Annotated in this window: 13 protein-coding genes; 5 read left to right on the plus strand and 8 right to left on the minus strand. The window is 67.0% G+C overall.

Annotated features, from left to right (window positions below; genetic code table 11):
• Positions 1-54: 54 nt before the first annotated feature.
• The 6 genes from katG to AC5Y36_RS22840 are packed head-to-tail and all read right to left on the minus strand — an operon-like array spanning position 55 to position 6,562.
• A complete protein-coding gene (katG, locus tag AC5Y36_RS22815; RefSeq protein ID WP_500043244.1) occupies positions 55-2,232 on the minus strand; it encodes a catalase/peroxidase HPI in 2,178 nt (725 codons plus the stop codon).
• 41 nt (positions 2,233-2,273) lie between these two features.
• Positions 2,274-2,711, minus strand: a complete 438-nt coding sequence (locus tag AC5Y36_RS22820) for a Fur family transcriptional regulator (protein WP_500043245.1) — start codon at positions 2,709-2,711, stop codon at positions 2,274-2,276.
• 19 nt (positions 2,712-2,730) lie between these two features.
• Positions 2,731-3,747 carry a GlxA family transcriptional regulator gene (locus AC5Y36_RS22825; RefSeq protein WP_500043246.1) on the minus strand — a complete coding sequence of 339 codons (1,017 nt, stop codon included), beginning with the start codon at positions 3,745-3,747 and terminating at the stop codon, positions 2,731-2,733.
• Positions 3,748-3,756: 9 nt separating this feature from the next.
• Positions 3,757-5,343 (minus strand): UbiD family decarboxylase, encoded by a 1,587-nt coding sequence (locus AC5Y36_RS22830; protein WP_500043247.1) that lies wholly within the window; start codon positions 5,341-5,343, stop codon positions 3,757-3,759.
• Between the two features lie 22 nt (positions 5,344-5,365).
• Entirely contained in the window at positions 5,366-6,031 is a 666-nt protein-coding gene (locus tag AC5Y36_RS22835) for a UbiX family flavin prenyltransferase (RefSeq protein ID WP_500043248.1), read from the minus strand.
• A gap of 30 nt (positions 6,032-6,061) precedes the next feature.
• Positions 6,062-6,562, minus strand: a complete 501-nt coding sequence (locus tag AC5Y36_RS22840; protein WP_500043249.1) for a Dps family protein — start codon at positions 6,560-6,562, stop codon at positions 6,062-6,064.
• Positions 6,563-6,845: 283 nt separating this feature from the next.
• Between AC5Y36_RS22840 and AC5Y36_RS22845 the strand changes: the two genes are divergently transcribed.
• A complete protein-coding gene (locus AC5Y36_RS22845) occupies positions 6,846-7,496 on the plus strand; it encodes an HD domain-containing protein (RefSeq protein ID WP_500043250.1) in 651 nt (216 codons plus the stop codon).
• 13 nt (positions 7,497-7,509) lie between these two features.
• Here the strand turns inward: AC5Y36_RS22845 and aceA are convergent, their stop codons facing one another.
• The gene (gene aceA, locus AC5Y36_RS22850; protein WP_500043251.1) at positions 7,510-9,780 is read right to left on the minus strand and encodes an isocitrate lyase ICL2; all 2,271 of its coding nucleotides are present in this window, start codon (positions 9,778-9,780) and stop codon (positions 7,510-7,512) included.
• Between the two features lie 155 nt (positions 9,781-9,935).
• Between aceA and AC5Y36_RS22855 the strand changes: the two genes are divergently transcribed.
• Together AC5Y36_RS22855 and AC5Y36_RS22860 are read left to right on the plus strand one after the other, a co-directional pair.
• Positions 9,936-11,105: an LLM class flavin-dependent oxidoreductase gene (locus tag AC5Y36_RS22855; RefSeq protein WP_500043252.1), complete on the plus strand. Its 1,170-nt coding sequence runs from the start codon at positions 9,936-9,938 to the stop codon at positions 11,103-11,105.
• A gap of 56 nt (positions 11,106-11,161) precedes the next feature.
• The gene (locus AC5Y36_RS22860) at positions 11,162-11,527 is read left to right on the plus strand and encodes a hypothetical protein (RefSeq protein ID WP_500043253.1); all 366 of its coding nucleotides are present in this window, start codon (positions 11,162-11,164) and stop codon (positions 11,525-11,527) included.
• A 118-nt stretch (positions 11,528-11,645) separates the two neighbouring features.
• On the opposite strand, the gene AC5Y36_RS22865 is transcribed toward AC5Y36_RS22860, so the two are convergent.
• Complete coding sequence (locus AC5Y36_RS22865) at positions 11,646-12,482, minus strand: glycoside hydrolase family 16 protein (protein WP_500043254.1); 837 nt, start codon at positions 12,480-12,482, stop codon at positions 11,646-11,648.
• Between the two features lie 99 nt (positions 12,483-12,581).
• On the opposite strand from AC5Y36_RS22865, the gene AC5Y36_RS22870 reads away from it, so the two are divergent.
• Positions 12,582-13,595 (plus strand): NADP-dependent oxidoreductase, encoded by a 1,014-nt coding sequence (locus tag AC5Y36_RS22870; RefSeq protein ID WP_500043255.1) that lies wholly within the window; start codon positions 12,582-12,584, stop codon positions 13,593-13,595.
• 23 nt (positions 13,596-13,618) lie between these two features.
• On the plus strand, positions 13,619-15,448 hold the full coding sequence (locus tag AC5Y36_RS22875) for a fatty acyl-AMP ligase (RefSeq protein ID WP_500043256.1): 1,830 nt from the start codon (positions 13,619-13,621) through the stop codon (positions 15,446-15,448).
• The last annotated feature ends 42 nt before the right edge of the window (positions 15,449-15,490 follow it).

Genomic DNA, 15,490 nt, shown 5'->3' on the forward strand with positions numbered 1-15,490 from the left:
CTCGGCCTTTGAGTGCCTGGATGCAATCTCGCGCGCAAGGTAGCAGCCTAGACCTCAGCTCAGGTCGAACCGGTCCAGGTTCATCACCTTGGTCCACGCCGCGACGAAGTCCGTGACGAACTTCTGCTGCGCGTCCGCGCTGCCGTAGACCTCCGCCAGCGCGCGCAGCTGCGAGTTCGAGCCGAACGTCAGGTCGACTGCGGTCGCGGTCCATTTGAGACCGCCATCGGCGCGGTCGCGCACCTCGTAGACGTTCTCATCGGACTGCGATGCCTTCCACTCGTAGGCCATGTCGAGCACGTTGACGAAGAAGTCGTTCGTCAGCGCGCCGGGGCGATCGGTGAACACGCCGTGCTGGGTTCCGCCGAAATTGGTTCCCAGCGCCCGCATTCCACCAACCAGCACCGCCATCTCGGGAGCGGTCAGGTTCAGCATGAACGCCCGGTCGACCAGCAGCATTTCCGGTGACACCTTTTCCCCGGGCGACAGATAGTTGCGGAACCCGTCGGCACGGGGTTCGAGCACCGCGAACGACTCCACATCGGTGTCGTCCTGGGAGGCGTCGGTACGGCCGGCTGCGAACGGCACGGTGACGTCGTGCCCGGCGCTGCGGGCCGCCTCCTCGACGGCCGCGCACCCGCCCAGCACGATCACGTCGGCCAGCGAGACCCGTTTGCCGCCGGACTGCGCGGCGTTGAAGTCCTGCTGGATTTTCTCCAGGACAGGCAGCACCTTGGCCAGCTCAGCGGGATTGTTGACGTCCCAATCCTTCTGCGGGGCGAGGCGAATCCGCGCACCGTTGGCCCCGCCGCGTTTGTCGGTGCCACGGAAGCTGGCCGCCGATGCCCACGCGGTGGACGCCAGCTGCGAAACCGACAGCCCCGAGCCCAGGATGGTGCTCTTGAGCGCAGCGGCGTCACCATCGTCGATCAGCGCGTGGTCGACGTCGGGAACCGGGTCCTGCCACAGCTGCGGCTCGGCGACCCACGGACCCAGGTAACGAGTCAGCGGCCCCATGTCGCGGTGCAGCAGCTTGTACCAGGCCTTGGCGTACTCCAGCGCGAATTCTTCGGGGTGATCGAGCCAGCGGCGGGTGATCGGCCCGTAGATGGGGTCCATCCGCAGCGACAGGTCGGTGGTCAGCATCGTGGGCAGACGCTTGACGGAGCTGTCGAACGGGTCCGGGATGACCGGCTCGGCATCCTTGGCGGTCCACTGGTAGGCGCCGGCGGGGCTCTTGGTCAGCTCCCATTCGTAGCCGTAGAGGATCTCCAGGAAGCTGTTGTCCCACTTGGTCGGTGTCGGCGTCCACACCACTTCGAGACCGCTTCCGATCGCGTCGCGGCCCTTGCCCGAGCCGTAGGCGCTCTTCCATCCCAGGCCTTGCTGTTCGAGCGGAGCAGCCTCGGGTTCGGGTCCGACGAGGTCGGCATCGCCGGCGCCGTGGGTCTTGCCGAAGGTGTGCCCGCCCGCGATCAACGCGGCCGTCTCGACATCGTTCATCGCCATCCGGCCGAACGTCTCTCGGATGTCGATGGCGGCGGCCAGCGGATCCGGATTACCGTTGGGGCCTTCGGGGTTCACGTAGATCAACCCCATCTGGGTGGCGCCGTGCGGGTTGGAGAGTTCGCGTTTGCCGCTGTAGCGCTCGTCTCCGAGCCAGGTGTCCTCGGGGCCCCAGTAGATCTCGTCGGGCTCCCAGATGTCCTCGCGCCCGAAACCGAACCCGAACGTCTTGAAGCCCATCGCGTCCATCGCTTCGTTACCGGCGAAGACGAGCAAATCCGCCCAGGAGATCTTCTGGCCGTACTTCTGCTTGACCGGCCACAACAGCCGGCGCGCCTTGTCCAGGATCACGTTGTCGGGCCAACTGTTGAGCGGGGCGAACCGCTGCGCACCTTCACCACCGCCGCCGCGACCGTCGTGGATGCGGTAGGTGCCGGCGGCGTGCCAGCTCATCCGGATGAACATCGGCCCGTAGTTGCCGTAGTCCGCAGGCCACCAGTCCTGTGACGTCGTCATCACCTCGCGAACATCACGCCGGAGGGCATCCAGGTCGAGAGTTGCGAACTGCGCGGCATAGTCGAAGTCCTTGCCCAGCGGGTTGGTGGTCGCGGAATGTTTGCGCAGCACACCCAAGTCGGGCTGGTTCGGCCACCAGTCCCGGTTTGTCATCGGCCGGTGCGCCTCGGGGGTCGGGGAGGGGATCGCCGGGGCTTCACTCTCGGACATTGTGTGCTTCCTTTCGGGGTCGGGTGAAACAGGGCTGTCGATCAGGGTTGTGCTGCCGAACAGTTGGGGCACGAGCCCCAATAGATGACTTCGGCTTCATCGAGACTGAAGCCATTGTCATCGGATGGAGTCAGGCACGGAGCGGCGCCGACCGCGCAGTCGACGTCGGCGATGGCTCCGCAGGAACGGCAGACGATGTGGTGATGGTTGTCGCCGACCCGCGCCTCATAGCGTGCGACCGAGCCGCGGGGCTGGATCCGTTGCACCAGCCGGGCTTCGGTCAACGCGGACAGCACGTCGTACACCGCCTGACGGGATACCTCGGGCAGCGTGGCGCGCACCGCGGTGAAGATCGTCTCGGTGTCGGCGTGCGGATGGGCGTGGACCGCCTCGAGCACCGCGACCCGAGGGCGGGTCACGCGGAGATCCGCGCTACGCAGTCGCGCGGCGCCGTCGGCCGCAGAGGACACACCGACCATCTGACGCCTTTTTCTGGAATCAGTCAAGACTTGTCGGAGAAGACGGTGACGGAACGCCGGTCGATTCACGCGCTGCGGTCCGGAATCTGTCCCGGTAGCCCTTGGGGGACACGCCCAGCTGATTGACGAAGATCCGCCTCAGTGTCTCGGCACTGCCGAAACCCGCCAGCCGAGCGGTGTCGCCCACACTGCGCCCCGCGTCGAGTGCGGCGCGCGCGACGTCGATTCGTATCGATTCGACGTAGCGCGCGGGGGAGATGCCCAGTTCGGATCGAAACAGCCGTGTCAGTTGTCTGGTACTCACCGATGCCTGCGCGGCAAGCGTTTTCACGCTGTGATCAGCGCTGGGGTCGGCTGCGATCGCATCAAGGACGGTCCGCAGCGCGGATCCGGGTGGGGCATCGGCCTCAACCAGAACCGAGAACTGCGACTGGCCGCCGGCCCGCTTCAGATAGACCACCAGGGCGCGCGCCACTTCGCGGGCCACCGCGCTGCCGTAGTCCTGTTCGACCATGGACAGCGCCAGGTCGATGCCAGAGGAGACCCCTGCCGAGGTGAACACATCGCCGTCGCGGACAAAGATCGCATCCGGTTGGACGTCGATGTCGGGGAACGCGCGCGCCAGGCGGCGGGTGTGCCGCCAGTGGGTGGTCGCGCGTCGACCGCTGAGGAGCCCGGCTTGCGCCAGGATGAACGACCCGGTGCACACCGAGGCGAGGCGTCGGGTTCGGGTCGACACCGATTTCAGGGCGTCCACCAGGGCGGGATCGATGGGCCGTCCGATCAGGTTGTCGCCGCCGGCCACCATCACGGTATCCGCGGACTCAAGCGACGAGATGCGGTCGGTGGCCGCGAACGGGAGTCCGAGCGAGGTGCGCACCGCATTGCCGTCGACCGATGCGACCCGAAGCTGGTAGTGCGCGCCGAACCGATTGGCTTCGGCGAACACCTCGGCCGGGCCGGCGGCATCCAGCAGCTTCACCCCGTCGAACACGACGATGGCCACCACCCGCGGCGCGCCACGCATTTGTCTCATCACACCGCTCTACACCTGGGGAAACCGGGTGCCCAGCTGTTGCATGGTGAGCAGCTCGCGCTGCTGGTCGTCGAGGTAGGGGATGCCGATCCCGTACTCCTTCCACCGGGCGGCGATGCGGGATTCCAGCTCGGGCGCCAGCCGATCGGTGGGCGGAAAGCGGCGTCCGCCCCACTCCGGCCTCGGTGCGACCTCCCAGCTTCGGGTGGCGTCGATGAGCACCCGGGTCCACTGGCCGGCGCCGTAGCTGTTGGTGTCGTTTTGCTCCGGGGGAGTAGACGGGTCCAGGGATGAGCCCAGACCCGGCCCGAAGAAGGCGATGTCGCCGCGGCCGGCGTTGACCCGGTATGACATCGCCCAGTCCAGCGCCACCGGGTCGTGGATATCGATGTCCTCCTCGACGACCATGACGTTCTTGTGGAACCACATCGACCCACCGGTTCCCCACAGCGCCGCGGCGATCTGCTGGGCCTGGCCTCGGTAGCGCTTTTGAATCTGCACCAGGGTGTTCTGGCCGTTGGTGACCTCCGTCATCCACACGTCGGTGATGCCGCCGATGCCGAGATCGTCGAGCACGTTCCAGGTGATCGCCGAGCGGGCGAAGTTGACGATGCTGTCTTCGTTGAATGCTCCCGGCCGAATCCCTTCCAGGGTGCCGCGTAGCACCGGGTCATGACGATGGGTGATGCGAGTGACCCGCAGGACCGGGGCCGGCGCGGCGTCGCCCATGAATCCGGGGTACTCCGCGAACGGGCCCTCCATGGCGAATGTCGCGGGGTCGGGATCGATAAACCCTTCGACGACGATCTCCGCGGTCGCCGGCACGTGCAGCGGCACCGATTCGCAGGCCACCAGGTCGACGGGGCGACCGAGCAGGGCGCCCATCATGTCCCATTCGCAGACGTTCTTCGGGAACGGGCTGCCGGCGCAGAACGGCAGCACATCGTGCCATCCGTAGACGACGGCGACCGGCATCGGCTCCGGCTTGTATTCGGCCATGTGCCCGCCCCAACCTTGGCTGGGCACCAGAAGTTTGGCGATCTTGTCGCGGTCGACGATCATCCCTCGGTAGAGACCGATGTTGTCGCGCCCGGTCACCGCGTCCCGGGTGACGACACCGCAGAAGGTGTCGAGGTAGCGACCGCCGTCGCCGCCATGCCATTTTGGGACGGGCAACTCCCAGAGGTTGATGGCGTCGCCCTCGATGACGTGCTCTTGGACCGGGCCGGTCTCGACGACTTGCGGCGGAACGGGGTTCTTGAAGGCAGTTCGAAGGTGCCGCACCGTGGCCGAGTCGTCGGTGCCCTCGGGCAACCCCAGCATCAGCTGCACCTGCCGTCTGCTCCCGATCGCTGAGGTCAAAAGCTTCCTGCACCAGGTGTTCTCGTGCCCGACGACGTTCTCGAACAGCAGCGCCGGTCCGCCCAGGCACAGGTTTGCGCGGGTGATGGCGCCGATCTCCTCGTCCCAGTCGACGGCCGCGGTGATGCGGCGCAATTGGCCGGCGGCCTCAAGGGTGGCCAGCCAGCTGCGCTGATCCGGGCCGGTGTCCTGAGCGCTGCCTGCAGCCCCGGTCGGGCTTGTCGCCATGGTCATTTCGTTCTCCTCATAGGTCGGGTCATCGCCCGTTCGGCGTCACCGCGAGTCGGGTTGCCCAGTCGTCGGCGTCGGACTGCGCCCGGTCATCGTCGATGGGTCGTTGGGCTTCCTTCCAGCGATCGATGAGCGAGTGCTGGATCCCGAGTTGATCGATGACACGGCCGACGACGTAGTCCGTCACGTCATCGACGGAGTTGGGCCGCGAATAGTAGGCAATCGTCGGAGGAAATATCACCGCACCGGCACGCGCCAGATAGTGCATGTTCTCCAGATGTATCTCGCTCAGCGGGGCCTCCCGCGCGACCAGCACCAGCCTGCGGCGTTCCTTGAGCGTGACGTCGGCCGCGCGGGTGATCAGATTGTCGCTGTAGCCGATCCGAATGGCAGCCAACGTCTTCATGCTGCACGGGCACACGACCATGCCGTCGGTTTGGAACGAGCCACTGGAGATGGCTGCGGCCAGATCACGAGCACTGTAAGCGTGCGTGGCCAGCGCCCTGACGTCCGTGACGCTGACGTCGGTCTCGAGCTTGATCGTGGCACGTGCCCAGTCGCTGAGAACCAGGTGCGTCTCAACTCCCAACCGGCCGAGTACCTGCAGCAGACGCACGCCCAGGGCGGCGCCGGTCGCTCCGGTCATGGCGACCACCACGCGCATCGCGTTCCTCCGTTCGTGCCGATTCACGGTCAATCCGGCCAAGCCGGGTGAAAGTGACTACGCCGTCCCGTTTTCCGACTTGAGCAGCCACGCCGCTTTCTCCAGGTCGTCGATGATGGCGTGCAGCAGATCGGCGGTCGCGGGATCGGCTGCGTCAACGTCATCGTGCACCGTGCGGATGGTGTGGACGACGGCGTAGATCCGGGTGGCTACCGTGTCCACCGCCTCGCCGGCCCCGAGCAGGCCCGGCGGAATCGCGGGAACGCTGGTTGTCGCGGCCACCGTGTCGGAGCGTCCGTCGGGTACCGCGTCCAGGGCGCGCATCCGTTCGGCGATGATGTCGCTGGCGTCCCGCGCGACGTCGACGATGCTGTCTAGCTGCAGGTGCAGGTCACGGAAGTTCGTGCCGACCACATTCCAGTGCGCTTGCTTGGCCTGTAGGTGCAGCTCGATCAGATCGACGAGAACGATCTGCAGGTCGTCGAACAAGCTGGCTGGGGCATGAAACGACCGGATCTCGTCGACAACACGACGGTTGGCGGACAGTGCAGTTGTCATCCTGGACTCCTCTTGGTCAGTGATCGGCGATCGCCGTGGATGTCGGCTAGTGGTCGGCGATCGGTTCAGTGTCTCGTTGGAAGCCGGCCCGAGTGGCGGTGTCGATGCGACACCTTTCCCACAACTTGGGACATCAGCGGCGCGTCCACGGAGGATCGGTGTTGCGTGTCGCATTCTGTGCGGAATGCGGCGCATCAGCCACCCCCCGGGTTATCCGTTGCCCGAGGAAACTGGCTGTCACGGGTTCTCGACGGCGGGAGCCGGTACGAAAGGAGCCAGATCCGTGACCGCAGTGCTCGACACGATTGCCGGGGTCGCCATTCCCGACACCGCGCTGGTGCGCGACGCCACCGAGTTCATCCGTGAGGCCGAAGACGACCTGCTGTTCCATCACTCCCGCCGGGTGTTCCTGTTCGGCGCGCTGCAGGGCCGCCGCCGCGGGTTGGCACCGGACCTGGAGCTCCTCTATGTCGGGGCGATGTTCCACGATCTGGGCTTGACCGAACGCTATCGCAGCTCCTCCAGCCTGCGATTCGAGGTCGACGGCGCGAATGCGGCCCGCGACTTTCTGCTTGCGCGCGGCGTCGAGCAAGCCGACGCCCGCAAGGTCTGGTTGGGGATCGCGCTGCACACCACACCCGGGGTCCCGGAATTCCTGGATCCCGAAGTGGCGTTGGTGACCGCGGGGGTTGAGACCGACGTGCTCGGCATCGGCCGCGACGACCTGCCCGCCGACGTGCTGACCGCCGTCACCGCCGCACACCCGCGCCCTGATTTCAAGCGCCGCATCCTGCACGCATTCGGCGAAGGCGTTAAACACCGTCCGCGCAGCACTTTCGGCACCGTCAACGCCGACGTGCTCGCGCACACCGACCCGGCGTTCACCCGCGAGGATTTCGTCGAGGTCATCCTGGCCAACAGCTGGCCGGAATAGCGGACCGGCCTGGCTAGTCCTCTTTGCGGATCAGCCGGCCCAGGGCGGCACGGTCGGGCTCCAGCAGTTCCTGGATACGCGATGCGTTCACGTCGGCGACGATGACCTCGCCCACCTCCTGGCTGACGTTGCTGAAGATGCCTTGCGACTTCATCTTTTCGGTCTGGTACTTGTTGTCCTCGGTCGGCGAGACGTAATAGACCGCCTCGGCCTTGAAGCGGTGCACCAGCCACAGGTGCAGCAGGGTGATCAGTCGCTTCTGCCGGAACTCCTCGGCGAACGTGTTCTGGTCGCGCACCGTCAGGATGCTGCGGCCGTGCCGGTCTTTGATCGGGTCGACGACGACGTTGGCCAGTTCCTCTTCGCCGCCGGGGCGCTCGCCGAAGATGCCGAGTTCCAACACCTCCCCGCCGGCCCGCCGCGGTCGCAGCTGCACCCGCAGCTTCTCGCCGATCTGGTAGTGGTCGGCCCACATCGCCAGCCATTCTTCGAGCAGCTTCTTGGGAACTTCGGTCTGCACCAGATGCTGGTGTTGGGTGGAGCCGGCCCCCATGGCCTTGGTGGTGGCCGTCCGGCCCGAGGAGGCGGCCAGCGCCGCGTCGCTGCGCGGCCCGCCGACCAGGGTTTGCGGTGTGCGGTAGGGGGATTCGACCAGCCGCATCTTGCGCTGCAGACGAGCCAGCGCCAGCATGCCGTCCTGCTGCAGGGCGGTCGCGAATTCCTCGGAGGCCACGCCGTCGACCTGGTGGCCGCCGTAGGTGATGAAGTTGAAGACGAAGCCCATTTTGCCCAGTTCAGCCGGGAAAGCCCGCATTTCGTCATCCGTCATACCGGTGGTGTCCCAGTTGAACGACGGGGAGAGGTTGTAGGCCAGCATCTGGTCGGGATATACGGCGTGGACGGCTTCGGCGAATTCCCGGGCGTCGGCCAGGTCGGCGGTCTTGGTTTCCATCCACAAGATGTCGGCGAACGGTGCCGCGGCCAGCGACTTGGCGATCGCGTACGGGATGCCGCCACGCACCTGGAAGTAGCCCTCCGAGGTCTTGGCCCGCTCGCAGTCCCAACCCGGGTCGGCGCCCAACGCGGCGGCCTTCTCCCGAGCGGTGAACAGTGGGGCACGCTCGGCGAAGCTGCGCCATTCGGCCGCGGTCATATCGCGCGATTCGCCCTCCCGCTCGGCGAACTCGAGCATTTCGGCAACGGCTTCGCAGTAGGTCATCAGCCCGGCGTCGTCCTGCCAGGCAGTGACGAACTTCGACTCGACCTCGTCGAAGATGGCGTCGATCGACCGTCTTTCGCCGCTTTGCCGGCCTTTGGCGGCGTCGGCAACCAGCGCGGCGATGCCCTGCTGCTCCAGCCAGGTGTCGGCGGCGGCGTACTCGGCGTCGGGCAGGGCGTACAGCAGGTGCCCGTTGAGTTCGCTGAACCCGGCGTTGTAGAAGGTGCGCATCAGCGCCAGGAAACACGACTTGTACGACGGGATTCTCAGGTTGGTGGTGCCGAGGATGAACGGCTGGTCGCGTTCGTCGCTGCGGCTCTCGATCAGGTTGGCCGCCTCGGCGTCGGTGCGTGCCACGATGATGCCGGGCACCCCCATGATGTCGAGCTGGAAGCGGGCGGTGTTGAGCCGCTTGATCTGCTCGTCGGAGGGCACCAGCACCTTGCCGCCCTGATGCCCGCACTTCTTGGTGCCCGGACGCTGATCCTCGATGTGATAGCCGGGAACACCGGCTTCGACGAACCGGCGGATCAGGTTACGTACGTGCGGATCGCCGCCGTGCCCGGTGTCCGCGTCGGCGATGATGAACGGCCGGTAGTCGACTGCCGGTGTGGCCTCGCGCTGCGCCTCGGTCATCTGCAGTCGCAGATACTGCTGGTTGCGGTCGGCGGTGAGCAGCGCGCGCACCAACCCGGAGGCCTCCTCGGGCACCTGGCTCAGCGGGTAGCTGGCGAGGTCGGGGCCGGGGTCCTCGGTGATGGAGCCTTTCGCCGAGGTTGCCCAGCCGCCCAGGTAGATGCCTTCGATGCCGGTCCGCTTCATCGTCACGGCCATTCCCGGCGAGTAGGGGCCGAATGTGGTGATGCTCTTGCCCTGGGAGAACAGTTCACGCAGTCGGGGGTAGAACGCCTTCGCGGCCTCGCGCGCCACAATGTAGTCCGCCGGAATCGTGCCGCGCTGCTCAACGACCTGACGCGCCGTGTACAGCCGGATGATCCCCTCGAAACGCGGGCTGTCGAAGTACTCCTGCGTGGCGGCGACATCCTGCTCGACGTTGCTGGCCATGTTCTGCTCCTGTTCAGCGTAGCTTCCCCCCGGACGGTGCCCAGTGTTCCACCGCGCCGGGCTTCGCGTGGCCGAATCCGGGCGGTGAGCCGACGCTGCCACGCTGATCACCGCGTTCGCCCCCTCGGGCCCGCCGGCCGGTCTAGGGTTCGGGCATGGCCAAACTGCGATTCGGCTACTTCATCGCGCCGTTCCACCGTGCCGGCACCAACCCGACGCTGGCGTTGCAGCGGGATCTGGAGTTCGTCGAACATCTTGACGCGCTCGGCTTCGATGAGGCGTGGATCGGGGAGCACCACTCGGCGGGCAGCGAGATCATCAGCTCCCCGGAGGTTTTCATCGCCGCAGCCGCCCAACGCGCGCACCGAATCCGGTTCGGCACCGGGGTGATCTCACTGTCGTACCACAATCCGCTGTGGGTGGCCGACCGCCTGATGCTGCTCGATCATCTGACCCATGGCCGGATCATCGGCGGCGTCGGCCCGGGTTCGTTGCCCACCGATTCGGCGATGATCGGGCTGACGCCCACCGACACCCGCGAACTGCTCGAGACCAACCTCGACATCGTGGTGCGGCTGCTGGCCGGTGAGACGGTGTCCGCCAAGACCGCCACCCACCAGCTGTTCGACGCCCGGCTGCAGCTGGCGCCCTACGCGGAGCGGATTCCGCTGGCGGTGGCGGCGGTGGCGTCACCGACCGGGGCGAGGCTGGCGGGCAAGCACGGCATCGGTCTGCTCTCGATCGGTGCGACGTTGACGGTTGAGGGCTTCGACGCACTGGCCTATCACTGGGGCATCGTCGAGGAGCGGGCCGCGGCGTTCGGCACGCAGGTCGACCGCAGCAATTGGAGCCTGGTCTGTCCGATGCATATCGCCGAGACCGAGGCGCAGGCCCGCGCCGACGTCAAATTCGGCTTGGAGCCGTGGTTCCGGTACTTCCAGAAGGTCGCGGCGTTCCCCCAGATGACGATGCCGGGGGATCAGCTCGACGAGATGATCGATGTGATCAACAACGCCGGCGCCGGCATCATCGGGACACCGGAGCGAGCCCGTGAGCAGGTGCAGCGCATGTGGGATCAGTCCGGCGGATTCGGCTGCATGCTGCAGATGGGGCACGAGTGGGCCAACCCGGCGGCCACCAAACGCTCCGCGGAGCTGTTCGCCGCCGAGGTGATCCCGCACTTTCAGGGCCAGGCGCAACCGACGCTGGATGCCGCTGCGCGCGCCAGCGACGTGCGCGACGGCCTGGCCCAGACGCAGCTGCAGGCCATCGAGCACATGGCGAAGAAGTACCAGGACGAGGTCGACGAGACCGCGAGCCGCTAGCGCCAAACGTTCAACTCCCACACCCGAGTTGCGGCTGACCTCTAGACTCTTTGGCTATGGCGGCGCCGTCAAACTTGTGGGACGGCGGTTTTGGATCACCCACAGCAGAGCAGGCTCTCGGCAGGCGCCGCGCGCGGCGCCTGAGTCGACGCTTCTCCCGGGTCGGTGTCGACATCTCGCCGGCGCGCCTGCGTGCGATCAGCGCAGGCACCGACGCCACGTCCGACGAGTTGGCCGAGGTGCGGTTCGCGGTGTTCGTCACGGCGACGCGCCTGCAGCAGCGCCGCGCCAAAATCAGCCGGGTCAAGCGTCACGCCGTTCAGGCGTTGGTGGTGGCCGCGCTGGTACTCACCGCGCTGAACCTGCTGGCCTCGTCGGTCTACATCATGTTGAGCCTGCTGCTGCACGAGTCACCCTTTTAGTGCCCGCAGCGAGTCAGGCGGGCAGCGGTTTCCGGACGCGGACACCGGCTCAGGGTGTCGGGATTCATCGACCGCGATACCGAAATCGACGTGCCGCTTGCGGTGCAGCGCGCCGCCGTCAGAAGACGCGTACCCAGTCGATGAGCATCTCGGCCGGGTAGCTGCCCGACGCAGGGTCACCACCGCCGGAACCCCCGACGGCCAGGTTCAACACCGGGAACACCGTGTAGTCCGGGTCGCTGAACGGCCATTTGCGCACCGGCTCTTCGAGGTCCTCGATGCCGACCGCGGGAACGGTGAAATACGGTTCCTTGCCGGTGACGTAGTCCTGCCAGAAGTACATGCCGTTCTGGTCCCAGGTGACCCGCCAGGTGTGCCAGCCTCCGTCGACCGCGATCGGCTGGGTTTCGAAAGCGGTGCCGAACGGGTCGGCGTGCACGGTGGTTCCCGACGGCCACTCGCCGTTGCCGTACCACTCCATCAGGTCGATCTCACCCTCACGGCCCGGGTCGTCGTTGGACAACCACCAGGCCGGCCAGCAACCACCGGTCTGGCAATTCAGCTTGATCCGGGCTTCCCAGGTGGTCCCCAAACCACCGCGCCAGTTGCCGTGCACCAGCCCGCCGAAGTACGCGTCGCCGTCGTGGGTCGCCCGGATCACCAGGTTCGAGTTGCCGTCGACGAAGACGTTCTGACGGCTGTCGCGGTACTGCCCGAAGAACTCCGGCCGGTCAAAACCCACCGGATTCTTGATCGGGGTCCGGTGGTTGGAGATCGACCATCGGGAGGGATCCGGCGCAGAGCCGGCGGGGCCGTCGAACTCGTCGTGGAAGAGAAAGCCGCCGGACCCGGCATTGCCGGACGGCGCCGCCTGCACCCTGGGCAGCGGGGCCGCCGCGGCGGCCGCACCAAGGCCCATCATCAACATGACACTGCGGCGATTCAATTCAGCCATCCCTGCACGATAGCGGCTACCGATGGCTGCGGCTCAACACGGGACGCGATCGGGCCTTAATCACCCACAGCGGCCTGGGCTTTCGGTATTTTCGGCGTCGTGACCCAGACGAATCTGCAGGTCGTGCTGCGACAACGGCCGAATGGACTGGTCAAAGCCGGCGACACCGAACTGGTGACCTCACCCATGCCGGAGCCCGCCGAGGGGGAGGCGCTGCTGCGCACCACCTACGTCGGAATCGATGCCGCCGCCCGGACCTGGCTCGATGACCAGCCCAGTTATCTGCCGCCCGTGCAGCTCGGCGAGGTGATCCGGGCGGCCGGAATAGGCGAGGTGGTGGCCTCGCGGTGTGACGCGTATGCGGTGGGCGACGTGGTCACCACACTGACCGGGTTTCAGGAGTATGTGCTCATCCGCGATGACCTGTTCAGCACGCCGATCCCCGGTGAGACCGATCAACTGGCGATCATGTCGGTGTACGGCCCGACCGGGGCGACCGCGTATTTCGGCATGACCGGCATCGGCCAACCCCAGCCCGGCGAAACGGTGGTGGTGTCGGCGGCCGCGGGTGCCACCGGTTCGGTGGCCGGGCAGATCGCCAAGATCGCCGGCGCGCGGGTGGTGGGGATCGCCGGCGGCCCGGACAAGTGCCGCGCGGTGGTCGAGGACTTCGGATTCGATGCCTGCATCGACTACCGAGCCGGCGACCTGAACGCGGCGCTCAAGCAGCACTGCCCGCGTGGCGTCAACGTCTACTTCGACAACGTGGGTGGACCGATTCTGGACGCGGTGCTGGGCCGGCTGGCGCAGCGGGCCCGCGTGGTGCTGTGCGGGGTGATCTCCAGCTATCTGACCGGGGAGCATCCGGGCCCGCACAACTATGTGAACCTGCTGTCCAAGACGGCGCTCATGCAGGGATTCAACGCGCTCGATCAGTGGGGTCGCTTTGATGAAGCCTTCGCCGCACTTCGCGCGTGGGAGCAGGAGGGCCGGTTGGTTCACCGCGAAACCGTCTGGGAGGGAATCGAATCCTGCGTGGACGCCCTCAACGGGCTGTTCAGCGGCTCCAATATCGGCAAGATGCTGGTCAAGATCAGCGAGCCGAGCACCTGACGTCGGACCTTAGGCTCGCAACCATGAGCAGTCAGGCGCCCGAGGGCTTGTTTCGGATCGAAGACTGCCTGGACGCCCGCGGCGGCATCGTGGTGCCGCCCGGTGTCACGTTGATCTCGCTGATCGACCGCAACATCGCCCACGTCGGCGACATGGTGGCCTACCGCTACCTGGACTACACCGGGTCGGACCAGCCGCAGGTGGACCAACTGACCTGGGCTCAGCTCGGCGTCCAGCTCCGTGCCATCGGCGCGCAACTGCAGCGCTGCACCGACCCGGGCGACCGCGTGGCGATCCTTGCCCCACCCGGCCTGGATTACATCGCCGGATTCTTCGCCGCCGTCAAGGCCGGCACGATCGCGGTGCCACTGTTCGCCCCGGAACTGCCGGGTCACGCCGAGCGGCTGTCCACCGCGCTCGGCGACGCGACACCGGCCGCGGTGCTGACCACCACCGCGGGACGGCAGGCTGTCGAGGCGTTCCTGACCATGCACCCACCGCCGCGGCGGCCGCAGGTCATCATCATCGATGACGTCGCGGACGCGGCGGGGGAGACGTTCGCGCCGGTGGAACTCGACGTCAACGCCGTCTCGCACCTGCAGTACACCTCGGGGTCGACCCGGCCCCCGGTGGGCGTCGAAGTCACCCACCGTGCGGTCGGCACGAACCTGCTGCAGATGATCCTGTCCATCGACCTGCTGGACCGGAATACCCACGGGGTCAGCTGGTTACCGCTGTACCACGACATGGGTCTGTCCATGATCGGATTCCCGGCGGTCTATGGCGGTCATTCCACCCTGATGTCGCCGACCGCGTTCATCCGCCGGCCACAGCGCTGGATTCAGGCGCTGTCGGAGACATCGCGCACAGGGCGCGCGGTCACCGCGGCTCCCAACTTCGCCTACGAATGGACCGCGCAGCGCGGAGTACCGGCTGCAGGCGCCGATGTCGACCTGGCCAACGTGGTGATGATCATCGGCTCCGAACCGGTCAGCATCGAGGCGATCAGAACCTTCACCGACGTGTTCGCGGGCTTCGGGCTGCCACGCACCGCCTTCAAGCCGTCCTACGGCATCGCCGAAGCGACCCTGTTCGTCGCGACCATCGCACCCGACGCCGAACCGGCCGTGGTGTACCTCGATCGTGCGGAGCTGGCCGTCGGCCGGGCGGTCGGTGTCGACGCCGAATCCCCGAGCGCAGTGGCCCACGTGGGCTGCGGTCAGGTGGCGCGCAGCCTATGGGCAGTGATCGTGGACGCCGACGGCGCCGAACTGCCCGACGGCCGGGTCGGTGAAATCTGGTTACAGGGCAACAACGTTGGCCGCGGTTATTGGGGGCGGGCGCAGGACAGCCGTACGGTGTTTCAGGCGCGCCTGCGCGCGACCCTGGAAACGGGCGGTCACGCCGGTGGGTCCTCGCTCGACGGCACCTGGCTGCGGACCGGTGACCTGGGCTGCTATCTCGACGGCGAGCTCTTCGTCACCGGGCGCATCGCGGATCTGATCACCATCGACGGGCGCGCCCACTACCCGCAGGACGTGGAGGCCACCGTTGCCGCGGCCACCTCGACGGTGCGGCGCGGATATGTGGCCGCGTTCACCGTCCCGGCGGCCGATCGACCCGGCGACGGGGAACGGCTTGTGGTTGTCGCCGAACGCGCGGCCGGCACCAGCCGCACCGATCCGGGGCCGGCGCTGGAGGCGATCCGCTCGGCGGTGCAGCGCCGGCACGGCGTGTCTGTCGCTGACGTGCTGCTGCTACCGGCCGGTAGCATCCCGCGCACCACCAGCGGGAAACTCGCCCGGCTGGCCTGCCGCGACGACTACCTCGACGGCACCCTGCGGATGCGGTAGCGCCACAACGGGACACCTGCCTCGGTGGCCGCCGAGCGGGCT

The sequence above is a fragment of the Mycobacterium sp. NGS50 genome (assembly GCF_059812545.1).